At 57.3% G+C, this 25483-nt stretch carries 20 protein-coding genes and 1 pseudogene; 5 read left to right on the top strand and 16 right to left on the bottom strand.

The annotated features are described in order from the left end of the window. Positions 1 to 206: 206 nt before the first annotated feature. From AACY30_RS21760 to AACY30_RS21750, 3 genes are read right to left on the bottom strand one after another with little or no spacing between them, the layout of a single operon-like run. On the bottom strand, positions 207 to 1424 hold the full coding sequence (locus tag AACY30_RS21760) for an MFS transporter (RefSeq protein WP_339469718.1): 1218 nt from the start codon (positions 1422 to 1424) through the stop codon (positions 207 to 209). Beyond that, positions 1408 to 3009 (bottom strand): carbamoyltransferase C-terminal domain-containing protein, encoded by a 1602-nt coding sequence (locus AACY30_RS21755; RefSeq protein WP_339541124.1) that lies wholly within the window; start codon positions 3007 to 3009, stop codon positions 1408 to 1410. Before AACY30_RS21755 ends, AACY30_RS21760 begins: the two co-directional genes overlap by 17 nt. 14 nt (positions 3010 to 3023) lie before the next feature. Beyond that, on the bottom strand, positions 3024 to 4100 hold the full coding sequence (locus tag AACY30_RS21750; protein WP_339541123.1) for a SagB family peptide dehydrogenase: 1077 nt from the start codon (positions 4098 to 4100) through the stop codon (positions 3024 to 3026). Positions 4101 to 4723: 623 nt separating this feature from the next. Here AACY30_RS21750 and AACY30_RS21745 point away from each other — a divergent pair. Next, positions 4724 to 4846 (top strand): annotated as a pseudogene (locus tag AACY30_RS21745) (fructose-1,6-bisphosphate aldolase); the annotation flags it as partial. A 56-nt stretch (positions 4847 to 4902) separates the two neighbouring features. Here AACY30_RS21745 and AACY30_RS21740 read toward each other — a convergent pair. Together AACY30_RS21740 and AACY30_RS21735 are read right to left on the bottom strand one after the other, a co-directional pair. Further along, positions 4903 to 5193: a fructose-bisphosphate aldolase gene (locus tag AACY30_RS21740; RefSeq protein WP_339541129.1), complete on the bottom strand. Its 291-nt coding sequence runs from the start codon at positions 5191 to 5193 to the stop codon at positions 4903 to 4905. A 100-nt stretch (positions 5194 to 5293) separates the two neighbouring features. Continuing rightward, positions 5294 to 5959, bottom strand: coding sequence for a polysaccharide lyase family 7 protein (locus tag AACY30_RS21735; RefSeq protein WP_339469721.1), 666 nt, complete (start codon positions 5957 to 5959; stop codon positions 5294 to 5296). 310 nt (positions 5960 to 6269) lie between these two features. Between AACY30_RS21735 and AACY30_RS21730 the strand changes: the two genes are divergently transcribed. Genes AACY30_RS21730 through AACY30_RS21720 form a run of 3 tightly spaced genes read left to right on the top strand, consistent with a single transcriptional unit; the run spans position 6270 to position 9234 of the window. Next, positions 6270 to 8375 (top strand): putative bifunctional diguanylate cyclase/phosphodiesterase, encoded by a 2106-nt coding sequence (locus AACY30_RS21730; protein WP_339541122.1) that lies wholly within the window; start codon positions 6270 to 6272, stop codon positions 8373 to 8375. A gap of 42 nt (positions 8376 to 8417) precedes the next feature. Beyond that, complete coding sequence (locus tag AACY30_RS21725; protein ID WP_339469723.1) at positions 8418 to 8918, top strand: M48 metallopeptidase family protein; 501 nt, start codon at positions 8418 to 8420, stop codon at positions 8916 to 8918. Between the two features lie 19 nt (positions 8919 to 8937). Continuing rightward, positions 8938 to 9234 (top strand): winged helix-turn-helix domain-containing protein, encoded by a 297-nt coding sequence (locus tag AACY30_RS21720; RefSeq protein ID WP_339469724.1) that lies wholly within the window; start codon positions 8938 to 8940, stop codon positions 9232 to 9234. A gap of 111 nt (positions 9235 to 9345) precedes the next feature. On the opposite strand, the gene AACY30_RS21715 is transcribed toward AACY30_RS21720, so the two are convergent. Beyond that, the gene (locus AACY30_RS21715) at positions 9346 to 9798 is read right to left on the bottom strand and encodes a GNAT family N-acetyltransferase (RefSeq protein WP_339541121.1); all 453 of its coding nucleotides are present in this window, start codon (positions 9796 to 9798) and stop codon (positions 9346 to 9348) included. A 200-nt stretch (positions 9799 to 9998) separates the two neighbouring features. Between AACY30_RS21715 and AACY30_RS21710 the strand changes: the two genes are divergently transcribed. Continuing rightward, the gene (locus AACY30_RS21710; RefSeq protein WP_339469725.1) at positions 9999 to 10736 is read left to right on the top strand and encodes a substrate-binding periplasmic protein; all 738 of its coding nucleotides are present in this window, start codon (positions 9999 to 10001) and stop codon (positions 10734 to 10736) included. A 42-nt stretch (positions 10737 to 10778) separates the two neighbouring features. Here the strand turns inward: AACY30_RS21710 and yccS are convergent, their stop codons facing one another. The 10 genes from yccS to betI form a co-directional block, all read right to left on the bottom strand. Then, a complete protein-coding gene (yccS, locus tag AACY30_RS21705; protein WP_339469726.1) occupies positions 10779 to 12962 on the bottom strand; it encodes a YccS family putative transporter in 2184 nt (727 codons plus the stop codon). A 123-nt stretch (positions 12963 to 13085) separates the two neighbouring features. Next, entirely contained in the window at positions 13086 to 14264 is a 1179-nt protein-coding gene (locus AACY30_RS21700) for an NAD(P)/FAD-dependent oxidoreductase (protein WP_339415317.1), read from the bottom strand. Positions 14265 to 14360: 96 nt separating this feature from the next. Next, positions 14361 to 15698: an ATP-dependent RNA helicase DbpA gene (gene dbpA, locus AACY30_RS21695; RefSeq protein ID WP_231982804.1), complete on the bottom strand. Its 1338-nt coding sequence runs from the start codon at positions 15696 to 15698 to the stop codon at positions 14361 to 14363. Between the two features lie 212 nt (positions 15699 to 15910). Next, positions 15911 to 17338 (bottom strand): multidrug transporter subunit MdtD, encoded by a 1428-nt coding sequence (gene mdtD, locus AACY30_RS21690; RefSeq protein ID WP_339541120.1) that lies wholly within the window; start codon positions 17336 to 17338, stop codon positions 15911 to 15913. 35 nt (positions 17339 to 17373) lie between these two features. Continuing rightward, positions 17374 to 18222 (bottom strand): alpha/beta fold hydrolase, encoded by an 849-nt coding sequence (locus tag AACY30_RS21685; RefSeq protein WP_339541119.1) that lies wholly within the window; start codon positions 18220 to 18222, stop codon positions 17374 to 17376. A gap of 223 nt (positions 18223 to 18445) precedes the next feature. Further along, positions 18446 to 19762 (bottom strand): TldD/PmbA family protein, encoded by a 1317-nt coding sequence (locus AACY30_RS21680; protein WP_339541118.1) that lies wholly within the window; start codon positions 19760 to 19762, stop codon positions 18446 to 18448. Next, positions 19762 to 21204, bottom strand: a complete 1443-nt coding sequence (locus tag AACY30_RS21675; RefSeq protein ID WP_339541117.1) for a TldD/PmbA family protein — start codon at positions 21202 to 21204, stop codon at positions 19762 to 19764. The genes AACY30_RS21680 and AACY30_RS21675 overlap by 1 nt, the downstream gene beginning before the upstream one ends. A 175-nt stretch (positions 21205 to 21379) precedes the next feature. Then, positions 21380 to 23083, bottom strand: a complete 1704-nt coding sequence (betA, locus tag AACY30_RS21670; protein WP_339469731.1) for a choline dehydrogenase — start codon at positions 23081 to 23083, stop codon at positions 21380 to 21382. Between the two features lie 128 nt (positions 23084 to 23211). Next, positions 23212 to 24684, bottom strand: a complete 1473-nt coding sequence (gene betB / locus AACY30_RS21665) for a betaine-aldehyde dehydrogenase (protein ID WP_339415323.1) — start codon at positions 24682 to 24684, stop codon at positions 23212 to 23214. Between the two features lie 110 nt (positions 24685 to 24794). Further along, positions 24795 to 25388 carry a transcriptional regulator BetI gene (gene betI / locus AACY30_RS21660; RefSeq protein ID WP_065871878.1) on the bottom strand — a complete coding sequence of 198 codons (594 nt, stop codon included), beginning with the start codon at positions 25386 to 25388 and terminating at the stop codon, positions 24795 to 24797. Between the last annotated feature and the right edge of the window lie 95 nt (positions 25389 to 25483).

Here is a 25483-nt window from a genome sequence, read left to right as displayed (position 1 = left end):
CTCGGCCTGGTCTCGATACTGGACACGATAAACCGACTTAACCGTATAACCTGAACCGCCGTATACGGAACCGTACGTACGGTGGTGTGAGAGGACGGCGGATGTGAATCCGCCTCCTACTCGATGGGTTGAAATTTGCTTGGGCAAATTTGAATGAGCGGTGGTTCACTGAGAGATAATGGATCTTAGACGCTGCCCGCAGGGCACTAGCCAATAGGGTTGGGCGCCTGTTTTTTCTTAAAATATAAATAGACTGCAATTGACACTGATGCAGTTAAAAATGCCAGGCATGCAGCCACAACAAAAGGCGCTGGGCGGCCACCTGCGATTATTAGCAGTGTTCCTAAAGATGGCCCGGTGATAACACACAGCATTTGGATGCTTCTGAAGGACATGGAGACCCTTCCAATATTGTCAGAAGGGCATAATTGTTGAAGGATTATGTTCGAAGAAATTATCAACGTCTCGTAGCCGAAGCCATTCATAAACCAAACTACCGGATAGAGATAGGCTCTTCCAGGTATTTGGAAAAATACTAAGGCCGCAGTCAGGATTAACGCGGCAGAGAACACAACTAATGCATTCGACCGAAGTAAAATCTCATCAACATTGCTTAATTTTAACTTCATCAGCAGTGCGGCAACTATCGCTCCTGCGGCTGTTGCGCAGACGATTACTGAAAAATTAACCGGAGGTAAACCTTCATGGGCTAGAAAGGATGCCACATGCGGGTCGTAAACTCCTAACGCCAGCGAAGTGAGTAGGGAGTACAAAAAACCAATGCGTAGTTGAAACGGCAATGCGTTAAATATAGCGAATCCCCTGGCTATGTCACGATAGAACGGTAGGGGTTTTATAGAGGAGTCGTTAACGTGCGTTCGGAATACTTGGCAAATGGACCTTAGGAGCGGAAAGGTTAAAAAAACGGCGGCGGCCGATAAAAAGAATAGGTCTTTAGGTGGCAATAGTATTGTTAACATACCTGCCAGTAGCGGTGCGAAAATTTTGGAGGATTGATCATATACACTGATTTGGCTGAAAAATGATTTACGTTCTTCAGTAAGTACCAGTTGCCGAACCATAACGGTTATCGAAGGGAAATAAAATAAATTTGATATCCCTTTCGAAATAACGAAAAACAAGAAAAATTGAAAATCTGGAGATACTGCGAGCGCTACAGTAGATATCGCGCGGAGTAAGGCGCCAAATGCCAGCGTTTTTCTTACGTCATGTCGATCTATAAGCGTTCCTACAATAGGACCCAGCAACAACATTGGGGCGCCCAGGCAAAAAGCCAGAAATGCTATCGAGGAAGGAGAGGCGTGCCATAAATAGACGGGAACCGTGAAGATCAAAAAAAGATCAAGCCATAGTGAAAGACTGGATAGCGCCTGCACATAAATAAGTTTACTTGATGTTTTCATTGTGTCGATCTGAATTTAGAAAAAGGCTGTCTTCAACGACGAATCCGTCAAGATCATGCTCGCTGGCGAAGCGATGCAGGTCGCTCAATCTATTTATAAAACCGCGTCCGTTAAAATTTAGGGAGGTGTTGCACAGTACGCCAACTCCTGACACGTCACGATAAGCGGTTAGCAACTGATGCATACGAAGATTCTGCGATTTGTTGACTGATTGAGGACGCGCTGAGTTATCAACATGCGTAACCGCCGGAATTTTAGCTGAAATGACTTTGCGGAATTCCAGCATGAAAGGTGAAGGGTTAGACGGGTAGAAGTATTCATCCATGCATTCTTCTAAACAAATTGGCGCAATAGGACGAAAACCCTCGCGCTTCTTGATTTTGTTCAATCTATCGAGATTTTTTCTAGGCCAGGGCGCCGCTAATATTGAGCGATTTCCCAAGGCTCTAGGGCCCATTTCATATCTGCCTTGTACCCAACCTAATATGCAGCCTTCATGAAGCAATTGTGCTACATGTCGCATATCGTAGGGCTCACTAATGAAGGTGCCTGTGTTATCTGTATCAGTCTGTGATAGCTCACCTGCATAGGGTGACCACGTTATCTTGGCAAGTCCTTTAGTATGTAATAGTGCATCAATCGCAGTTCCAATTGCAGATCCGCTGTCGTTTGTGCACGGAGGAATAAATACGTCAGAAAATAGTTGTGTCTCTTTCCATTTGGAGTTCCAGTCACAATTTAATCCGCATCCACCAACAATTAACAGAGGTGCTTTATCAAAGACTAGTTGCTGTGCAAAATCACGAAATAGATTGAAAATTGCGTTTGAAAGGTGGTGTGCAAGTGATGCTAGTCTGGGGTCATCAAATCCAATATTGTAGTATATGTTGTTGTGAAACTGGCGTTTGTGAAACGTTCTAAAGTCCATGTTCTTGTCGAGTAATGTCGCTATTATGTGTCTGGCGTCCTCATCAATATCATCCTTTTCTCCATAAGCAGCCAGTGCCATGAGTTTACCTGCATCACTTAAGCGAATTTGTCCCGCTCCCAGATTAAAAGTCGGATCTGCGAGCGCATACAAAAAAGCAAATCTGTCCCCAGGGTTTTCAAGTGCACTACCTAGTTTGGTAATATTTACGTTTTCATCGATTCGATAGAATGCGCCGAAGTGGCCTTCCCAAAGTAATGCGTAACAGGGTTGTCCTTGTGGAAAGGGTGAAAGTCCGTATCCGCATAAAAGGTGTGAGCGCTCATGGGAGGATGAAAAATAAGTAATGTCGTGACCAAATATGGAACGTTTTTGATAGATGATCTTTTCTAGTCCCGAATAACCTGCACCAATAGTTGCACTTTCTGTGCTTGGTCCTTTACGCCACCCACTCTGAGCTACTATGTCGAGCGGTTTGTTAACCATGTGAAGAATTTTCAAAAGTGCATCTGGTGTCACGCTTGAATAACGAAGACCATTATCCTTTTCTGCCTCTACAGAAAACTCCAAGTGGTCACCAATAATTAGGGCTACCGCCCCGTCATGTCCATCTTTAAAGCCTAGAATGACAATGTCATTATTGTCTACGCTGACCATGCTCAGTCCTCTCATCAGATTCCGTCTAGCAGCGCTCTGACTTCTGTAGTGTATGAACTACCCGTTCCGTGTCCCGCGCCCACCAAAAAAATGACGTGTTCCGAGGGGACGTTGACCTTTAAGAGCTCATTTATCTCTTTGTCATGAAAGTAGCCGGTCAACCAAGGATGTAATCCAAGCGCTGTGATCAATAAATTTGCGGTTTGTGACAGGTGTCCTACGTCCAGCAGCATTGGGCGATAGGCACGAGAGTGTGGGTATTTCCACCAAAGCTTGTCAAAGCGCGAGGTGAAAAATATTGCGAATGCTAAGTTATTTGCCCAGTGTTGGCCGCATAAATAAGTAGATATTACTTCAGGCGGAAGGTCGTTTACCTTCTCAAGAGTATGCTGTTCACTTATATAATGATAAATGCCGGGTGCAAGATCTTCGACATTGCGTACCCATACATAACCCTCCGTCGCCTGTAAACCTCCGGCTGAGGGGGACGTCCTTCTGAAACCAAATTTTTGTGTTCCGACCGGAGCGTCGTAATCGGTCTCTTTTTTATCCGCCAACGTTCCATACAATATGGTTGCCAGTGATGATATAGATACTGAAGTATCAAAAAAATCTCGGCAGGTATGACGTGCTAAAAGAGTTTCCCAAAGGCTAGCTTCTTTAATGGCTGAGATGTTTGGAGCTGGCAATAACGTTCTTTTGCCTCCTTTTATTAAAGAGATATTTGGTTCGCTCTTATGAATTGATTTGCAGAAATTTAAGTAACTTTTAGCATATTCGCTGTACATTTCAGGCTTGTCTGGGGTTGGAGGGTTGGGGTGAGATGTCCCGGTATGGAATATTTTGGATAGCACGTCCCAACCCCATTCATCAGTTGGTTTTGCTTCATATAGGAGCCCGGATGTGTCTATGGATATGTCATCAGCTGTATCCGATACGAAATCGCCTGCGGAAAAACTTACGAGCCGCTCAAATTCTCTAGTACTTATTTGGTATTGGACGTGATTTTTATAGTCCCACAAGTAAGCCGCGCCATCTTTAAGCATAAGAAATATGTCGTTCGAGAGCCATTTTTTTTTCGCATTGCACATACCCGCGTGACCATCCAGTAGTGAGGTTCATTTTTAGTGGCAGCCTGAGCCGAAGCCCAGGCGGTACATTGTTATTTGACTGCTAACTTTCTACTACTAGAGGTCGCGACAATGCGCTCCCCATAGTTGGGAATGAATGTGTACCTGGGTACAGTGATTGTCTTAATTGAAAAGTGAGGGGTTTGGTACGCGTCGTTTGACTGATTGATAAGTGTCGGTTCTATAATTACACGTTTCATATATAGTTCCTCAGCGTTATTGCATTCGCGGATGTGCGATGCGATTAAACCGTATGAGGGGTCATTGTGATTGTCAACTTCAATTCTTGGAGTGTGATTTTTTTCAGTTGAATTTTTGTGTATTTTTATAGGCGGTTGTCGGATGATTCTGATTGGTAGTTCCTACATCTCGCTCCACCGTTGATTTATAAAAATGCTGATTCATATACAAGTTTGTAATATCCAGTTGCATATTGGCCTGGAGTTTCGTTGTCGTTGTGGTTCAATTTTTTCCTTTCGGGGTGCTCAATCCGACACTTTAGTCGAGGATATCAAATGTCACATATGTAATTTGAGCGTTGATATACAACTTCAGCTTGTGTTTACCCTTGCCCCTGTAACCGCGTGTGTATCGCGCGTTATGAAGCGTTTGGTACCGCCGGTAATGCTTCGAAGATCAAGCCGGTTTCGTTGGAGGCGATGTATCAGCGGTATTTGAAAGGTGAGTTGAACGCTAAGGTGAACTAAGCCTTAAGCATTTAAAAAGAAGCCCGTAGCGATGCGGGCTTTTTTTCGGATGGACTTTATAAAGCGGCGTCAGCTGTATCGAAGCTTCGGTGCTCGATCACCCGGAATACATCACTCACGTCCTGCACCAGAATGCGCGCCGTATTGGCTACGTTGTTCAGGTCGCGTTTGCCAAAGTCCGGCAGGCAGGAGCAGGCCATCAGGTTGAGGTGTTCGAGGACGGCGTTGAGACGTTCTCGCAAGCAGGAATGGCGGTCCCGCAACGGGGCGTCGCTGTCGATTAAGAGCAAGGCTGCCCGCGATGGCGGCGTGTCAGTCTCTGAGGATGTCGGCTGATACACCGCCATCGCGGGCAAGCCCGGCTCCCACACGAATCGTTGGCGTATTCAAGAGTGCGAATGATCTGTGGGCTCGTTAGGACTAGGCCTACAAGACAGGAGTCGATGCTTACTCGTGATCAATATCCAATTTAGCAAACGTCACCCGCGCGCCTTCCTTGGTATTCCCACTGTTGTCCTGCACGTACGCCCCGGCCTTGAAGTACAACGGCTTTGACCCCCACGCCGCACCAATGCGTTCATTCCACTCTCCATCCGCCGCATACACACTTAGCAGCCCGGCTTTGTTGAGGTTGATCACATAGGTAAAGCTCTTCTCCAGCGGCACATTCGACGCGACGGTAATCACCCGACTTTCACCTTCATCCGGGCGCATGCGCACCTTGGCGACGATGTTGCCGGTCTGGGTTTTTTCCTTGAATTGGTACTCCAACTTGATCAGCGGTTTCTGGCTGTCATAGGCATGGATCTGCCCGATCACGATTTTGCCGGTGGACGGTACCTGATTGACGGCCAGGGTGGCGCGCAGAAAGTTGTCCGCTTCCGGATAGGTCCAGTTGCGCAGGCGCCCGTCCGCGTAGGTTTCGCGCAATTCGCTGCGCGGGTAAACGGCGTTTTCGGTGCGGGTACCGGTCACGGGTGTCCAGAATTGCACGCTGCTGCCTTCGGCCTGGAAATATTGGTCCTTGAATCCGCTCATCAGTTTGGAGGTTTCGATGGTCGCAGGCGGGGAGCCGACAGGAATGCTGAGGTTCCAGGTGGAAAGGTCAATCATTGCGTAGGCCTTTTTACGGAGAGGTGTAGGCTATGGCACTTGGGCCAGACAGGTTCTTTATAGGTGGTGTTAACCGTCTTGTTAAATATTTTTGGCGATTTATTGGCGTCAACCAAGCGTCAAAAAGCCATGTCTCCCATGACTCGCGGGCTCCAGACACTGACCGTTAGTCGGCTTCCTGAAAATTGGCGCAATGATGGCACTGCGGTTACTTCTGATTTTTCGGAACCGAGGATAGAGTGAGGCCTCATTGTTTGTCCGGGTTTTTTCCCAGAAGTGACCGGAGCAGCTCCTAAGGAAGATTCGTAGCATGGAATGCGCTCCACACCACGGCGATGGCAGTTCGGTTCTCTTGGTGGTCGATGACTATCCGGAAAACCTGATCAGCATGCGTGCACTTTTGCAGCGTGACGATTGGAAGGTCGTCACTGCGAGCTCCGGCGTAGAGGCGTTGGAGTTGTTGCTGGCGCACGAAGTCGACCTGGTGTTGCTGGATGTGATGATGCCCGGCATGGACGGCTTTGAAGTGGCCCGCTTGATGCGCGGCAGCCAGCGTACGCAGATGACGCCGATCATCTTCCTCAGTGCCAACGCCCAATCTCCCGCCGCAGTGCTGGAGGGCTACGCCAGTGGCGCCATCGATTACCTGTTCAAACCCTTCGACCCGCATATGCTCAAGCCCAAGGTCCAGGCGTTGCTGGAGCATCAGCGCAATCGCCGGGCCTTACAGCGCCTGAGTCATGATTTGGAGTCCGCTCGCGCCTTTAATGCCTCGGTGTTGGATAACGCCGCCGAAGGCATCCTTGTGGTGAGTGAGGAGGGCGTGATCGAGTACGCCAACCCGGCGATATCACGCTTGCTCAATGCCACGATGGACGAACTGCAGGGCCAGGAATTCCTGGGGTTCCTGCAAAAACCTCATGTGCCGACCTGGCCGGACTCGCTGATGTATGCCGCGTACCGCCAGAGTGACAGCTGGCGCCTGCACGATGCGCTCCTGCGTACCAATCGTGGCCAGCAGGTGCCGGTGGCGTTGTCTTGCGCGCCGTTGCCCGCCGAGCAGAAGGCGATGGTAGTGACGGTGCTGGACATGTCCGAGGTTCGTCACCTGCATCAGCAACTGGAGTTCCAGGCCGTTACGGATCCGTTGACCGGGCTGCTGAACCGGCGCGGCTTCCACCAGGCAGTGGAGAACACCCTGCTGCGCAGCGAGCGAACTGACCAGGCCCTGGTGTTGCTGTACCTGGACCTGGATGGCTTCAAACGGGTCAACGACTCCCTGGGGCATGACGCAGGCGACCGGGTACTGCGTTGGGTGTCGGAGCAATTGCAGGGTTGCCTGCGCTCCTACGACATTCTCGGGCGCATGGGCGGCGATGAGTTCACCGCGCTGCTGGAGTTGGAATTCCCAGAACAGGCGGCGAAGATTGCGGAAAAACTGATCGAGCGCGTGTCGATCTGCCATCAGGTGGACGGCCTGGACGTGATGCTCGGCGTCAGTATTGGTATCGCTACTTTCCCGGATTGCGGCTCGGACTTGAATGGCCTGATGCGCGCCGCCGACATCGCCATGTACGAGGCCAAGCGTGCGGGCCGTCAGCAGTATCGCTATTACGACCAGGAAATGAACGGCCGCGCCCGTTCGCGCCTGATGCTGGAAGACAGCGTGCGCACGGCGATACACAACAAGGATTTCATCTTGGTGTATCAGCCTCAGGTGTCCCTGGATGACGGGCGTTTGCGCGGTGTCGAAGCACTGTTGCGCTGGCAGCATCCGAGTGTTGGCGATGTGCCGCCTGGGTTGTTCTTGCCGTTGCTGGAAGAAGCGCGGTTGATCAGCCAACTGAGCGCCTGGATTTACCAGCAGGTCGCCGCCCAGCGTCAGGCATGGCAAGCCAGCTTTGATGATGAGCTGGTGCTGAGCGTGAGCCTGAGCAGTAACCAGTTCAATATGCCCAACCTGGCGACCCAACTGCAGCAGGTACTCGATCGACATGGGTTGCAGGGGCGCCAGCTGGAGGTGGAAATCAGCGAAGAAAGCCTGATGAGTAACCTGGAAGAGTCGACCAAGCAACTGAAGTTGCTGCGCCAGCTTGGTGTGCGCACTGCGCTGGACGATTTTGGTTTAGGCAACTGTTCCCTGGCGCATCTTCGCGATTTAGCGTTCGACACCCTCAAGCTCGACCCGCAATTGGTCGCGCGCTTGCCGGGCTCCGCACGGGATGCGGTGATGGCCCGTAGCATTATCGAGCTATGCGGGCATTTCGATGTGCTGGTGATCGCCGAAGGCGTAGAAACCCAAGAACAGGCTCAATGGCTCAAGGCCAATGGGTGCGCGTTTATCCAGGGCCCATTGGCCGCGCAGCCATTGATGGCCGAGGAAGTCGCCAACTGGTCGCGCGCCCGCGTGCGCTGAATTCGCTACACTGGCGCCCATCCGAACCCTGTTGCAGACCCAATGACCGCGTTGAAGTACCTCCAGGCTTATCCCACAGCTCTCCAAGAGCAAGTGCGCCAGCTGATCGCCAAGGACCAGTTGGGTGCTTACTTGGAGCAACGTTACCCTGAACGCCACGCCGTGCAGAGCGACAAGGCCCTGTACGCCTACGCGTTGGCCTTGAAGCAGGAACACCTGCGTAATGCGCCGGCCATCGACAAAGTGTTGTTCGATAACCGCCTGGACCTGACTCATCGCGCTCTCGGCCTGCACACCACGATCTCGCGGGTGCAGGGCGGCAATTTGAAATCCAAGAAAGAGATCCGCATTGCTGCGCTGTTCAAGGAGGCCGCGCCAGAGTTCCTGCGCATGATCGTGGTACACGAACTGGCCCACTTCAAGGAATCGGAACACAACAAGGCGTTCTACAAACTCTGTGAGTACATGATGCCGGGCTACCACCAGGTGGAATTCGACCTGCGGGTCTACCTCACGTACCGCGACCTGCAGGGCAAACCCTGACCGCACAAGGCGACCGACGATGGATGTGAGCAAGACCAAGAGCAGTTTTTACCGCCGCCTGTATGTGGCCTACCTGATCGACAGTGGGCAGGCGAGCAACGTCCCGGCGCTGACCGACGCCACCGGCATGCCCCGGCGCACGGCGCAGGATACGATTGCGGCGTTGGCCGACCTGGATATCGTGTGTGAGTTCGAGCAGGAGGACGGTGCGCGCAATCATGCGGGGCACTATCGGGTTCGCAACTGGGGGGCGATTGATCGGGTTTGGATCGAGGAGAATCTGGCGGTGATCAAGCAGGTGTTGGGGTATCCCTGAAGGTCGGCGCTGTCTGGGCTGACGCCTTCGCGAGCAAGCCCACACATTCGACCGCATTCCAAAGGTAGTACCCGGTCAAATATGGGAGCGGGCTTGCTCGCGATGAGGCCATCAAGCGCGGCGCATTCCAATATGTGGAATGTCATCTTCCAAATACTCCTCACCCGCCACCACGAACCCATACCGCTCGTAGTACCCCTGCAAATGCGCCTGGGCTGACAGAAACATCGGCGTCTGCGGCCATATATCGGCAATCCGCTCTAGCGTCTCTTCCATCATCCGATGCCCCAGCCCGGTGCCGCGCGCCACGGGCGCCACAATCACTCGGCCGATTACCACATCGCCGCCCTGGGACTCCGGGTCCAGCAGGCGCAGGTACGCCACGAGTTGATCATCCTGCCAGGCCATCAGGTGGTGGGTGTCGCCCGACAAGTCCTGCCCGTCGATATCCTGGTAAAGGCATTTTTGCTCCACGACAAAGACCTCGTTGCGCAAGCGCAAGATGGCGTAAAGCTGCTCCTTGCCCAAGTCGTCGTGATGTTTGCAGACCCATTCAACTGTCATGACGTGTTCTCTTATAAATGTCTGTTCCGGATAGTAAGCGCGACCGCCGTGTGTGTCTAAATTCGTTATTTTTGTGAGTGAAATCAAATTGCCATCATTGAGTGCGCTCGGCGCCGGTTTCTTTGTGTAATCTGAGCTACTGTTAGAGCCTCAGGCGCTGCCTGAGCTAAGGCCACCGCCTGCCTGCCTAGGACTTGAGCATGCCGCGATTCTCTCGTGCCGTTGCTTTGATTGGAGTGTTGTTGCTGGCCCAGCCGGCCTTTGCACAGCGTTTGCGCCTGGTAGCGGATGCGTGGCCACCTTTTACTGACGCCACGTTGATCAACGGCGGGCTTGCCACCGATATCGTCAGCACCGCGTTGGCCCGTGCGGGGTATGCCAGTGATTTTGAACAGGTGCCATGGGCCCGTGCGTTGTTGGGCGTGGGCGATGGGCGCTACGACGTGCTGGTCAACGCCTGGTACGACGATGCCCGCACTCAACTGGGGCAGTTCTCCGGCGAGTACCTGCTCAACCGCGTGCGTTTCATCAAGCGCCGCGACGACCCTATCGATTTCCAGAACCTTGAGCAGCTGCACGACTATCCCATCGCAGTGGTGCGCGGGTATGTTTATTCGGCGGCGTTCGATGGGGACGCGCAGTTGCACAAAGTCCCTGTGCATAACTTCGCCATGGCCGTGCGCATGCTCGCGGCGCAGCGGGTTCGGATGACCGTGGAGGATGAATATGTGGCACGTTTTTACCTTTCCCGGGAGTCGGCACGGGTGCGCGATGCGGTGGAGTTTTTACCCAAGCCGCTGAGTCAAAACAGCCTGCATATTCTGGTCAGCCTGAAAAACCCTGAGCATGCGCAGATTGTCGCCAGCTTTGATCGGGAAATTGCCAGGATGAAGGCGGATGGGAGTTATGCACGATTGATGAAGCAGCATGGGATGTAGGGCTCTTGCAGCCCTCTTCGCGAGCAAGCCCGCGAAAGCGGTCTAGGCCGCGCTGGTGTCTTTGATCAGATGCGCCGCCAACGTGCGCAGCGGCCCCAACTGCCGACAAATCAACGCCAACTGCGTCTGCACCAACCGCTGCCCTTCATCAATCTCATCCTGCATCTGCTCCAGATCGGCCGCCAACGCTTCCTCGGCATCGCTTTGAATCGCAATCGGCTGTTTGTTCGCCAGCGCTGTAGCGATTTCATCGATGCTCGCCGCCAAGGTATTACCGGCGCCGTCGATCAGGTGTTCGCGCACCTCGGCCGGCAACTGTGTTTCGCGATGCGCGCCCAGCCCTGACAAGTAACTGAGCAAGGTGTGCGATAGCACCAGGAAGCGGAAACCCACGTCCGCCTCCTTCCGGAAGTGCCCCGGCTCCATCAGCATGTTCGCCAAGGTGGTGGACAGCGCCGCATCGGCGTTGTGCGCATTGCGACGGGCCAGGCGGTAGGCCAGGTCGTCGCGCTTGCCGGCGGCGTATTGCTGCATGATCTGGCGCAGGTAGATGCTGTTGCAGGTCAGTGTGTTGGCCAGCACCTTGTTCAGGCGTCGGCCCTGCCAGTCCGGCAGGAACAGGAATACCGCCAGGCCCGCAATCAAGCTGCCGAGCAAGGTATCGAACAGGCGTGGCAGGAATAGCCCGTAACCATCACCCACCTGGTTGAAGCAGAACAGCACCATCAGGGTGATGGCGGCCGTGGCCAGCGTGTAGCGGGTAGTACGGTTGATAAAGAACACCAGGCCGGCGGCGATGGCGAACATCGACTGCACCAGGGGGCTCGGGAACAGGTCGAACAGTGCCCAGGCCACAGTGAGGCCGATGGCGGTGCCGATGATCCGTTGGCCGAGCTTGCGCCGTGTCGCGCCGTAGTTGGGCTGGCACACGAAGAGCGTGGTGAGGATGATCCAGTAGCCTTGGGAGGCGTGGATGGCATGCAGGGTGCCGTACCCAATGGTCAACGCCAGGGACAGGCGCAAGGCATGGCGGAACAGCAGTGATGTCGGCGTGAGTTGGGTGCGCAACCGCGTCCACATTTCCTTGAGGTTGCGCGGCGCACGGTCTAGCAGGTTGCTGTCGGTGGCATCAGCCAGCCTGTCGGGGTTACTGGCGTCGCCCAGCAGGCGGTCGAGTGTGGACAGGTTGGCCGCGAGGGCGCGCAACGACCGCAGCAGGCCGCGCCAGGCCGGGTTGCTCTGGATGCGCAGGTGTTCCAGCGACGCATTCAAGTCGCCCAGCGCTTCGGCGAAGCTGTCGTCATAGATGAACGGTTGGCGCAGTTGGATCGACTCGGCGAGGGCCTGACAGGCCTTGCCCTGTTGGCGCAGCAGGCGCTGGCAACGGAACAGCACATCACTGTGGAAGAAGGCTTCGGCCAGCGCGTTGTAAGGGTAGTGGGATGAGCTGGCGCGTTCGTGGATGTCCTGGGCGAGGAAGTACAGCTTCAGGTAACGGCTGACTTTCGAGCCTGGGCGGCCATTGCCCACGCGGTGCAGGATGATTTCCTTCGCCGCATTGAGCGCCGCCACCACCCGGCCGTTTTGCTGGGCCAGTTCCAGGCGTCGCGCCTCTACATCCAACTGGCGAATCGGTTCAAACAGTGACGACTTGAGCTTGAGGTAACGCCCCAGTTCGCGAAACAGCCGTGCCAGGCTCTGCTGCACCGGCTGGTTGGAAAACAGCGCCTGCCACAGGACTGACAGCACGCCGTACCAGGCGGCCCCGGCCACCAGCAGCAGCGGCTCGTGCCAGAAATCGGAGACGGCGCCACCGCGTTGGTCCACACCGATCATGGTGTACACCGACAAAATCAATGTCGCCGAGGCAATCGCGCCATAACGTTCGCCCAAGGCGCCGAGCATGGTCAGGCAGAAGGTGGCCAGGGCCAGGGAGATCGCGAAAATCCAGGGATAAGGGAACAGCAGTTCCACCGACAGCGCGGCAATGCTGAAACACACCAGCGTCACTGCCAGGGCGTTGAGGCGGCCCTGCCAACTGTCGTCGGTCTCGGCCAGGGCGCTGGCGATAATCCCCAGGAACAGCGGGATAAGCAGCGTCATTTCATCCTGATACCAGCACAACGCCATGCTGCCGGTGAGGGCGATGAACACCCGAATGCTGTAGCTGAATTTATCCAGCGCCCACAGGCGCCGCATGGACTGCTTGAACGAGGTCGATGACATGAAGGCTGGAGTCTTCCGGGACGATGCCGTTAAATTGAGCCAGTAATGACGCCACGGCAAGGGTGGTGATCACATCTGACAGCAAATTATTCACTGGCACACCACATGTTTTACCGCATTGTGTCAGGCATATTGTGCGGCCGCGTAACCTGAGGCCCACGCCCACTGGAAGTTAAAGCCACCCAGGTGACCGGTCACATCCAACACTTCACCAATAAAGTACAAGCCAGGGCTTTTCAGCGACTCCATGGTCTTGGAAGACACTTCCCGCGTGTCCACCCCACCCAACGTCACTTCGGCCGTGCGATAGCCCTCGGTGCCCGCCGGCACCAGTTGCCAACTGCCGAGCTTTTGCGCGATATCGGCAATCTCGGCGTGGGTGTACTGCTTCATCGGCTTGGACACAAACCAGGTCTCTGCCAGCAGGTTGGCCATCTTCTTGGTGAAGATCTCGCCCAGCAGGGTTTTCAGCTCGCTGTTAGGGCGCTCGGTCTGTTGCTGTTGCAGCCAACTGTGGGCGTCGTGGTCAGGCAGCAGGTTGATCTCCACCGTGTCGCCGGACTCCCAGTAAGAGGAAATCTGCAGAATCGCCGGCCCGCTCAGGCCGCGGTGGGTAAACAGGATGTTCTCGCGAAAGCTCTGGTCGTTGCAGCTGACCAGGCAATCCACCGAGGTGCCGGACAGCTCTGCGCACAAGTCCTTGAGCTGGTCGGTGATGGTGAACGGCACAAGCCCGGCGCGGGTCGGTAGCAGCTCATGACCGAATTGCTTGGCGACTTGATAGCCGAAACCGGTCGCGCCGAGGGTTGGAATCGACAAGCCGCCCGTGGCAATCACCAAAGACTCGCAGCGCAGCTCACCCAGCGTGGTCTGCAACTGGTAACCATTGTCGACTTTGGCGATCTCCTGGATCGACGTGTCCAGGTGCATGCTCACACCGGTCTGGATGCACTCGTCCAGCAGCATCCCGAGAATGTCGCTGGACTTGTTATCGCAGAACAGCTGGCCGAGCTTTTTCTCGTGGTACGGCACGCCGTGCTTGGCCACCAGGCCGATAAAATCCCACTGGGTGTAGCGCGCCAGGGCGGACTTGCAGAAGTGCGCGTTGTGCGAAAGGAAATTGGCCGGCTCGGTGTACATATTGGTGAAATTGCAGCGGCCACCGCCGGACATCAGGATCTTTTTGCCGGCCTTGTTCGCATGGTCGATCAGCATCACCTTGCGCCCACGCCCGGCGGCGGTCAGTGCGCACATCAAGCCTGCGGCGCCGGCGCCAATGATCACAACTTCGGTCGAGCGCAAAACGGTGTCCTCATACATTTTCTGATTTGGAATACAGTCAAATGTGGGAGCGGGCTTGCTCGCTACCACATCGGATCTCCATCGGACGGGAAAGCTTTACAGGATCCGCACGCGCAACGAACGGCCTTTGATCTTGCCATCATTCAAGCGCTGCAATGCCTGCTTGGCGATCCCGCGCTCCACGGCCACGAACGCCTGGAAATCAAAGATCGCGATCTTGCCAACCTGGGCCCCCGGAATGCCGGCATCACCGGTCAGCGCGCCGAGGATGTCGCCTGGGCGAACCTTGTCTTTGCGCCCGGCAGCAATGCACAGGGTGCTCATCACCGGCAGCAACGGACCACCGCTTTGTGGCTTGAGGTTGTCCAGTTGGTCCCAGTTCAACGGCGACTTCTGCAACTGCTCGATCGCCTGGGCGCGGTGCGCTTCTGACGGTGCAACCAGGCTGATCGCGATGCCGGTCTCACCGGCACGACCGGTACGGCCGACGCGGTGGATGTGGATTTCCGAGTCGCGGGCCAGTTCGACGTTGATCACCATGTCCAGCGAGTCAATGTCCAGGCCACGGGCGGCCACGTCGGTCGCTACCAGCACCGAGGTACTGCGGTTGGCGAACATCGCCAACACTTGGTCACGGTCACGCTGTTCCAGGTCGCCATGCAGGCCAACGGCGCTGATGCCCTTGGACGTCAGGTGATCCACGGTTTCCTGCACTTGCTGCTTGGTAAAGCAGAACGCCACGCACGATGCCGGGCGGAAGTGCGCCAGTACCTTGGTCACGGCGTCCATGCGCTCTTCCGGCGAGATCTCGTAGAAACGCTGCTCGATCTGGTCGTCGGAGTGGAAGGCTTCGGCCTTCACTTGTTGCGGCGCCCGCATGAATTTCGAGGCCAACTGCTTGATGCTCACCGGGTAGGTGGCCGAGAACAGTAGGGTCTGGCGGCGCGGCGGGGTCTTGCTGATGATGTCTTCGATGGCGTCGTAGAAGCCCATATCGAGCATGCGGTCGGCTTCGTCGAGGATCAGCGTGTTCAGGCCGTCGAGTACCAGCGAACCCTTGCGCAGGTGCTGCTGGATACGGCCCGGGGTGCCGACGATGACGTGGGCGCCGTGTTCCAGGGACGCGATCTGTGGGCCGAGGGACACGCCGCCGCACAGGGTCAGCACCTTGATGTTGTCTTCGGCACGGGCCAGGCGACGGATTTCCTTGGCGACCTGGTCGGCCAGCTCACGGGTCGGGCACATCACCAGGGCCTGGCAGCCGAAGTAGCGCGGGTTGATCGGGTTCAACAGGCCGATGCCGAACGCAGCGGTCTTGCCGCTGCCGGTCTTGGCCTGGGCAATCAGGTCCAGCCCTTTGAGGATCACCGGCAAGCTTTGCGCCTGGATCTGCGTCATCTCGACATAACCCAGCGAGTCGAGGTTAGCCAGCATGGCGGCGGACAGGGGCAAAGTATTAAAAGCGGTGGCGATGGTAGTCACGGGACTGGCTCTGCAAAACAAAATGTCGCGCAGTGTAGCAGGCCCCTTTGAGTTTCTTTATATGTTCTCGACGAGGAGCAGCAGGCCAGCGGCAAGTTACGAGCTGCAAGCGGCAAGCTTGAGGCTTACAGCTTGAGGCTTACAGCTTGAAGCTTGCAGCTGCTTCAATGCTCAATATGCTGCTCCGGGCTGGCCACACGTTTGCCGTCTTTTGGCGATAATTGCAGGAAGATCGCCGCCGCCAGCATCGCCATGATGCCCACCGTAAGGAAGGTCAGCTGGAAGGCGCCGAGTACGCTTTCCACACCATCGTTGCCGGTTTCGGCCGTAAACCCACCCAGCAATGCACCGGCGCAGGCCACCCCGAGGCTCAGCGACAGTTGCGCCACCACCGACAGTAAACTGTTGCCGCTGCTGGCCTGGGCGTCATCAAGGTCGATCAACGTAACGGTGTTCATTGCGGTGAATTGCAGGGAGTTGATCGCCCCCAGCACCGCCAGCATCCCCAGCAGCAGCGGGTACGGCGTGTTTTCAGTGACCAGCCCCATGCTCGCCAGCATGATGCCCAGCGCCAGGGTGTTGCCGGTCAGCACGATGCGGTAGCCCAGGCGTTCGATCAGCGGCCGCGCAACGGACTTGGCAAACATCGCCGCCGCCGCCAGAGGCAACATGCTCATCCCGGCTTCCGACGGCGAATAACCCAGCGCCACCTGCAACAGCAGCGGCACCAGGAACGGCAGGGCGCCGCTGCCCAGGCGCGCAAACAGGTTACCGAGAATGCCCACGGCAAAGGTACGGGTCTTGAACAGCACTGGCGAAAACAACGGGTTATCGATATGTCCGGCGCGCAGCCAATAGGCCGCGAGGCAGGCAAACCCGCCAAACAGCAGCAACATCACGCGCAGGTGCGGCAGGTGCAATTCGCCCAGGCCTTCCATGGCGATGGTGATCAGCACCATCGCGGCGCCAAACAACAGGAAGCCGATCCCATCGAATCGCGTGCGCTCACTGCCGCGCAGGTCGGGGATAAATTTCCACACGGCGTAGCAGCCGATCATGCCCACCGGCAAGTTGATCAAGAAGATCCAGTGCCAGGTCAGGTATTGCACCATCCAGCCGCCCATGGTCGGCCCAAGCAATGGGCCGAGCAGCCCGGGGATGGTAATGAAGCCCATGATGCGTACCAGTTCGGAGCGGGGGTACGCGCGTAACACCACCAACCGTCCAACCGGCAGCATCAGCGCACCGCCCAACCCCTGGATCACCCGCGCACCCACCAGCATGCTCAAGCTGTTGGACAAGGCGCACAGCAGCGAGCCCATGCTGAACAGCATGATTGCGCAAAAGAAGATTTTCTTGGTGCCGAAGCGGTCGGCGATCCAGCCCGAGGCCGGGATCAGCAAGGCCACGGTGAGCATGTAGGCGATCACCACCCCTTGCATGCGCAGCGGGTTTTCCGCGAGGTCCCGTGCCATGGCCGGCAGTGCGGTGTTCAGGATCGTCCCGTCCAGCGACTGCATGAAGAAGGCAATCGCTACCACCCAGGGCAGCCAGCGGGCGGTCTTGGCATCAAGCGGGACGCGGTTCGGCATGGAAAACCTTTTGTTAGCAGGCTATGTGTTGGCGATTATGCGCCATCCGTCGATCCTTTTCCCACCAGGAAATCCAGCAGTTCACGGTGCACCGCCACGGCGGCTTCGCTGGATTCGAGGTCGAGCAAATGCCCCGTATGTTCGGCCACAGCAAAGCTGCTGCGCCCCACGTAGTGCTTGAATAGCTGCGCCTCGGCGGCGGGGGTGTATTCGTCCAGCGCGCCATTGAGAAAGTGCACCGGCGTTTCAATCTGCCGGAGTGCCGGCAAGTAATTGCCATCGCCCAGAGCCAGCACTTGGTGGATATGAAAACGCGCCTGGCGGTATTCGGTGGTCGCCATGCTCGACAGGTGCCGATGGTTGTTGCGCTTGAGCCGAGGTGACAGGTATTTGCCCACGGTTTCATTGAGCAAGTGGCCGACGGCAGACTTGTCATCCGCCTCGATCAGTACGCGCACACGCTCCACATAGTCGAGCATGGCTTGGTTGAGGTTGGGCGCCAAGGCCATCACCACCGAGCTTTCGATGGACGGTGGGTTGTGCGCCAGGGTCAGCAGCGTGGAGATACCGCCCCAGGAGGCTGACACCAGGTGGTTGACCTGAAAGCGTTCGACCAATGCGCGCAGCATGTGCACCTCGTCGTCCTTGGTCACCAGGTCGAGGACAGTGTTGTGCTCGCGGGAATAGCCGGAGAATGGCAAGTCGAACAGCAACACATTGAAGTGTTCCGCCAGACATTTGCTGGTGCGCGCAAATGAGCGCGTGGTGGACAGCGCGCCATTGACCATCAGCACGGTTTTTTTCTGCGGATTGTTACCTAACTGCTCGACGTGAACGTTGTAATGCTTGAACAGCTTTTGTATGACGAAACTTCCATGGTCCATGTCAATGCTCCGGCTTGCCCATACCGGGCAAGTGCATGCAGTACTTCCTGTGGGGTGGCGGTGTGCCACTGACCGTTATAGCGAGGTTTTCTGCGGGCGACAACAGAGCATGCGGGAACACGTGCGGGATGGGATTTGACGGTAGGAAGGGGCAGACCAGACGTGTCTGAAATCAACACAACCCAATGTGGGAGCGGGCAAGTGCGCTCCCACAGGGGGGTGTTTACAGGGTCAACGTCAGGCGTTTTACCAACGCGCCTGGCAATAAGTTGGAGGCGGTGTTGCGCTGGCTATACGTACTCGCCGACAGCAGCAATTCCCTGTCAACGGTCAGCGCTTCCAACTGCGAACCAAGCAGGCTATAGATGCTGTCATCAAACCGCATGGTACTCACCGGCGCCTTGATCTCGCCGTCTTCCACCCAGAAGGTGGCGAAGCGCGTCATGCCGGTCAGGCGTGCCGCCGGCAGGTCCGAGTAGTTCAGGTACCACAGGTTGCTGATGTACAGCCCGGTGCCCAACTGCTTGAGAATATCGGCCTGGGCCAGGCTACCGGCAGCCATCTGCAAGGCGCTGGGCGATTCATCACTGCTCGCGCCATTGGTACTCAAGCCGTATTCGGCAGCGCTGCGTGAGTTGATCAGTTGGCCATCGGCTTTCCCCGCATTGATCAGCGTGACATCGCCGCGTGGGTAACCTTCGGTGGAAAACGCCTGGCTCAGGGAACCGCTGATCTGTTCAGCCACCGTCACCAGCGGGCTCAGGGACTGTTCGCCGGCATACAGCTTTTGCAGCGAGCTGCCCTTGCTGGCGATGGCCTGGGCGGAAAACCCACCCCAGGTGATGATGCTGATGATTTCTTCAATCGCCGCCGGGGCGAGGTAAGCGCGGTATTGTCCAGGTGCCAGCGTGTGCAGTGGGCGGCCGAGGAACTGAAGCTGTTCGCGGGCCTGCTGGAAGCGCGCGGCAAACTCGGCGCTGTCCCAGGTGTGTCCGGCGTAGCTGGCTTTCACCGCTTCGCCATTGGCGTGGAACAGGCTGAAATCGAAGTTGAAACTATTGGCCTGGTGCCAGCCGAAGGCGCCCGACGAACTGGCGTAGCCTCGGCTGATGGGGCCCGACGCATAGAAACCGACCAGGTCGACGCCTTGCGCAGCCCGGCTGATCTCTTCCAGTACCTGAGCCAGTGCCGGCAGCGGTCGGGTGTGTGCGTTGTTGCTTTGCCAGGCGTTGTGGTTCAGCAACAGGTACGGATCCTGGGGCAGCAACGGCAGGGTTTCACGCAGCTGTTTCAGGCCATCGGCCAAGCGTTGGCGGTCCAACTCCGGCTCGCCTGCCAGGGTGATGCCCAGGTCGGCGTGGCGGCCGTCGTTGATCAGTTTCAGGTTGAGGCTGGCCTGTTGCACCTGGCCGGCCTGGCGCACCTTGGCGTGGTTGAAACGCACGAACTCGGACGCTTCATCCGCATAGCCCAGGTGGAATTGTTCGCGGTCGGTGATGGCGTGCTTGAGCCACTCCACCAATGCCTTGAAGTTGTTCATCAGGCGTCTCCCCCAAATACGTCGACATCACTGAATACGCAGGCGGGCGACGCATGGCCGACGCGGATCACCTGGTTGGGTTCGCCTTTGCCGCAGTTCGGCGTGCCCAGGACCTTGAAGGTGCTGGCATCGCCAACCGCACTGAGATTGCGCCAGAAGTTTGCGGAAATAGCCCGGTAGTTGGGGTTCTTCACCACACCTTTCAGCTCACCGTTTTCGATCAATTGGCCCCATTCACAGCCGAACTGGAATTTATTGCGCGCATCGTCGATGGACCATGAACGGTTGGTCGACATCAGGATGCCGTTTTCTATGCCGCCGATCAGTTGTGCAAGGCTCTTGTCGCCAGCTTCGATGTTGAGGTTGGCCATGCGGTCGATGGGCGCACGGTTCCAACTGCTGGCCCGGCTGTTGGCCACGCCTGGCATGCCGGAGCGGTATTGCGACAGCGCCCCGCCCAGCGGTTTGAGCAACCGCCCTTCGCGGATCAGGAACTGCTTGCTGGCGCGGGTGCCGTCGTCGTCATGGCGGTAGCTGGCGAGTTGCTCGGGGATGTCTGGGTCAAACGTTACGTTGAGCAACTTGGAGCCATATTGCAGATGGCCGAAGTCGCCGGCCTTCACAAAGCTGGTGCCGGCGTAATTGCGCTCGTCCCCCAGAATGCGGTCCAGCTCCAGCGGGTGGCCGATGGATTCGTGTATCTGCAGGATCATCTGATCGGGCATCAGCAGCAGGTCGCGCGGGCCGTTGGGGGTGTTCGGTGCGAGCAGCAGTTGCAGGGCTTCGTCGGCGATGCGTGGCGCGGCGCCGATCAGGCCGAAGCGGCTGATCACCTCAACGCCGCCTTGCTGGCCGAAGTTGCTGCCGCCCAGGGTGCGGCTCTGGCTGTCGTTGCCGTCATAGGCCGTGACGTTGACGCCGGGGAACACGAAGCGCTGGGCCTGACGCAGTTCGGCGCCCGCGTTGTTGAGGTAGATCTGCTCGACGTGGGTCAGGCCGAGGCTGACTTCCCAGTTCACCAGGCGCTCGTCCTTGGGCACGGCGGCGGATTCGTCACCCAGCAGTTGGTAGCAGTCGCTCAAGGACGGGAAGGGTTGGTTAAGGTCGGGGGACAGGTAGTCCGCCACATCGCTGGAGACGTGCTGGTCGCGCAGGTCGAGCAGCGCGTGGGGCTTGATCAACCGGGCTTGCTGTTCGGCGCGCGCAAGGGCGGCTTGCAGGCCATGCAGGGAAATGTCGTGGGTCGCGGCGTAGGCTTCCACGCCATTGAGACGCACGGTGAGCATGGCGCCTTCGTCGTGGTTCAGGTGGGGTGGTTCGGCGACGTTCTTGCGTACGGCCAGGTAGTGGCCGGACTCGCGCACGTAACGCAGGGAGAAGAATTCGGCGGAGGTGCGCAGGGCACTGAAATGCTGTTTGAGTGTGGAGTGGTGGTCGAACATGGGACCTTCCTTGTGGGCGGCTCGTCGCGCGCAGGCAAACAGAGTAGCTGATCAAGGAGAGGTTTTGCAGTGAATGGTCGGGCCCCTTCGCGAGCAAACCCGCACACATTTGATCGTGTTCACACGGTCAAATGTGTGCGGGTTTGCTCGCGAAGGGAGCACCGCGGTGTATCAGTTACTGTGCAGTCGGGCCCACTTCACGCATCGGCTTGCCACGCACCGGCGCATCGCCTGCCACGTAGTAGTCGGCGGTGCTGCGCGGCAGCGGCTGGCGACCACGGATCTTGTCGGCGATTTTCTCGGCGATCATGATCGTCGGCGCGTTCAGGTTGCCGGTGGCGATGATCGGCATGATCGACGCATCGACCACACGCAGACCCTGCATGCCATGCACGCGGCCTTCGCCATCCACTACAGCCATCTCGTCGGTGCCCATCTTGCACGAGCAGGACGGGTGGTACGCGGTTTCGGCGTGCTCGCGGATGAACTTGTCCAACTGCTCATCGGTTTGCACTTCAATACCTGGGCTGATTTCGCGGCCACGGAACGGGTCCAGTGCCGGCTGTTGCATGATTTCACGCGTCAGGCGGATGCCGTCGCGGAATTCCTGCCAGTCCTGCTCGGTAGCCATGTAGTTGAAGAGGATGCTCGGGTAGTCCCGTGGGTTCTTCGACTTCAACTGGATGCGGCCACGGCTTGGCGAACGCATGGAACCCATGTGCGCCTGGAAACCGTGCTCTTCTACGCCATTGCTGCCGTTGTAGTTAATCGCGACCGGCAGGAAGTGGTACTGGATGTTCGGCCATTCGAATTCCGGGCGTGAACGGATGAACCCGCCTGCTTCGAACTGGTTGCTGGCGCCGATACCGGTGCCGTTGAACAGCCATTCGGCACCGATGGCCGGCTGGTTGTACCAGAGCAGCGACGGGTACAGCGACACTGGTTGGGTGCACGCGTATTGCAGGTACAGCTCAAGGTGGTCCTGCAGGTTTTCGCCGACGCCCGGTAGGTCGTGGACCACCGGGATGTCGAGGCTTTCCAGCAGTTTGGCCGGGCCAACGCCGGAGCGTTGCAGCAATTGCGGCGAAGCGATTGCGCCGCTGCACACCAGCACTTCCTTGCGAGCGCGGGCTTCAACGCGCTCTTCGGCTGCGCCGATCAGGTAACGCACGCCAACCGCACGCTTGCCTTCAAACAATACTTTGTCGGTGAGGGCGTGGGTGACGATGGTCAGGGTCGAACGCTTTTTAGCCGTGTCCAGGTAACCGCGCGCGGTGCTGGCGCGACGGCCGTTAGGCGTGACAGTACGGTCCATCGGGCCAAAGCCTTCTTGCTGGTAGCCGTTCAAGTCTTCGGTACGCGGATAACCGGCTTGTACGCCAGCCTCAACCATCGCGTGGAACAGCGGGTTGTTGCCGGCTTTAGGCGTGGTCACGCTGACCGGGCCATCGCCGCCGTGCCAGTCGTTCGGGCCGATGTCACGGGTTTCGGCTTTGCGGAAGTACGGCAGACAGTCCAGGTACGTCCAGTCTTCCAGACCGGGCAGTTTCGACCAGTTGTCGTAGTCCATGGCGTTACCACGGATGTAGCACATGCCGTTGATCAGCGAAGAACCACCCAGGCCCTTACCGCGACCACATTCCATGCGACGGCCGTCCATGTGTGGCTCTGGATCGGTCTCGTAGGCCCAGTTGTAGCGGCGGCCTTGCAGCGGGAAGGCCAGGGCTGCCGGCATCTGGGTACGGAAGTCAAGACGGTAGTCGGGGCCGCCGGCTTCCAGCAGCAAAACGGTGACGCCTTCGTCTTCGGTCAGACGGGTCGCTAAGGTGTTGCCCGCAGAACCTGCGCCAACAATGATGTAGTCGTATTCTTGAGTCATTTGTACTCCGGGGGAGCTGCAAGCTCCTAGCTTCAAGCTGCAAGAAAGAGCAGCGAGCGGTGCATGTGGGAGATGCGGCAAACCAAACTGCTTTTACTTGCAGCTTGAAGCTTGCCGCTCGAGGCTCATCAGAACACTGATGCGTAATCGCCCAGCTCAACCTGTACTGATTTGATGCGGGTGAAGTTGTTCAGCGAGCTGATCCCGTTCTCACGGCCCACACCGGATTGCTTGTAGCCACCCACTGGCATCTTGGCGTCGGACTCGCCCCAGGCGTTGATCCAGCAGATACCCGCTTCCAGTTGATGAATCACGCGGTGGGCGCGGTTCAGGTCCTTGGTCACCAGGCCGGCAGCCAAGCCGAAGTCGGTATCGTTGGCGCGGCGGATCACTTCTTCTTCGGTATCAAAGGTGAGGATGCTCATCACCGGGCCGAAGATTTCTTCACGCACGATGACCATGTCGTCGGTGCAGTCGGTGAACACGGTCGGGGCCACGAAGGCGCCTTTGGCGAAGTCGCCGTCGGTCAGGCGGTCGCCGCCGCACAGCAGGCGGGCGCCTTGCTCTTTACCCTTGGCGATGTAGCCCAGCACGCTTTCCATGTGGGCAAAGCTGACCAGCGGGCCGAAGTTGGTGTTGTCGTCTTCCGGGTTGCCAACGCGGATGCGCGCAACACGTTCAACGATCTTGGCTTCGAACGCCGCTTGCAGGTGTTTGGGTACAAACACGCGAGTGCCGTTGGTGCAGACCTGACCGGAGCTGTAGAAGTTGGCCATCATCGCGATGTCGGCTGCACGATCCAGGTCGGCGTCTTCGAACACGATCAATGGCGACTTGCCGCCCAGTTCCATGGTCACTTCTTTGAGCGACGAGCTCGAAGCGCTGGCCATGACTTTCTTGCCGGTGTCGGTGCCGCCGGTGAACGAGACTTTCTCGATGCGCGGGTGCTCGGTCAGCCAGGTGCCGACTTCACGGCCGCTGCCGGTCAGTACGTTGAACACGCCAGCCGGAACGCCGGCTTCGGTGTAGATCTCGGCCAGTTTCAGGGTGGTCAGCGAGGTGACTTCGCTTGGCTTGAAGATCATCGCGTTACCGGCGGCCAGGGCCGGTGCGGATTTCCACAGGGCGATCTGGATCGGGTAGTTCCATGCACCGATACCCGCGACCACGCCCAACGGCTCGCGGCGGGTGTAGACGAACGAAGTGTCGCGCAGTGGGATCTGCTCGCCTTCGATGGCCGGCACCAAGCCTGCGTAGTACTCCAGTACGTCAGCGCCGGTGACGATGTCGACGTACTTGGTTTCGGAGAAGGATTTTCCGGTGTCCAGGGTTTCCAGGGCGGCCAGTTCATCGTTGCGCTCGCGCAGGATGTCGACGGCACGGCGCAGGATGCGCGAACGCTCCATGGCGGTCATCGCCGCCCAGATTTTCTGGCCTTTCTCGGCGCTGACCACGGCACGCTCAACGTCTTCTTTCGTTGCGCGTTGCACTTGGGCGAGAACTTCACCGTTAGCCGGGTTGATGGCTTCGAAAGTGGCATCGCTGCCAGCGTCGCTGTAGCCGCCGTCAATGTAGAGTTTTTGCAGTTCGAAACGGGCCATAAAGTCCTCGCAAGTGCATAAGTGGTTGGCGTTAACCGCCGAAAAGTGAGCCATAAGGGTGTGGCAACACTGAGCGGCAACGGTTCAGGGGTTGAGCGGTTACGTGTGCTCTAACTCACCTGCTTGGCCAATTGGAAATCCATGTATTCGTAAGCGATCCGTTGCGCCTGCTCCGTGTCGAAAGCGTCTCCCGACAGGGCGCCGCGCAACCACAAACCGTCGATCAGGGCTGCCAGGCCTCTGGCTGCTTTGCGTGCGTGGGGCAGCGGCAGCACTCGGCGGAACTGGCAGCACAGGTTGGAATACAGACGTTGATCGTTGATCCGCTGCAACCTGTGCAATGACGGGTGATGCATGCTGGTGGCCCAGAAGGCCAGCCAGGTTTTCATTGCCGGTCCGTTGACCTGGCTGGCGTCGAAGTTGCCCTCGATAATCACCCGAAGGTGCGCCCGTGGACTGTCGTCCTTCAGCGCAAGCCTTCGTTCGTGGACGTTCTCGATCAGCGCGTTCATCAAATAGCGCATCGTCGCTGCAATAAGGCCGTTCTTGTCCTTGAAGTAGTGACTGATGATGCCGTTCGAGACGCCGGCCAAACGGGCGATCAGCGCAATGCTGGCATCTCCCATTCCGACCTGATCAATCGCCGTCAGCGTGGCTTCGATCAACTGCTGGCGGCGTATGGGTTGCATACCGACCTTGGGCATGTAGCACCTCTCCTTAGGCCTGCGACGGGCGATGAACGTTCGTCGACTTGGTGGCCAGTCTATTTTGTTTTGATTGAACGTTCAATCAACAAAGA

Source organism: Pseudomonas sp. RA_5y_Pfl1_P24 (assembly GCF_963970945.1).
In the GTDB taxonomy this organism is placed as follows: domain Bacteria; phylum Pseudomonadota; class Gammaproteobacteria; order Pseudomonadales; family Pseudomonadaceae; genus Aquipseudomonas; species Aquipseudomonas tritici.
The sequence above is the reverse complement of the archived record's forward strand: the minus strand, read 5'-3'. Positions and strand labels throughout refer to the sequence as shown.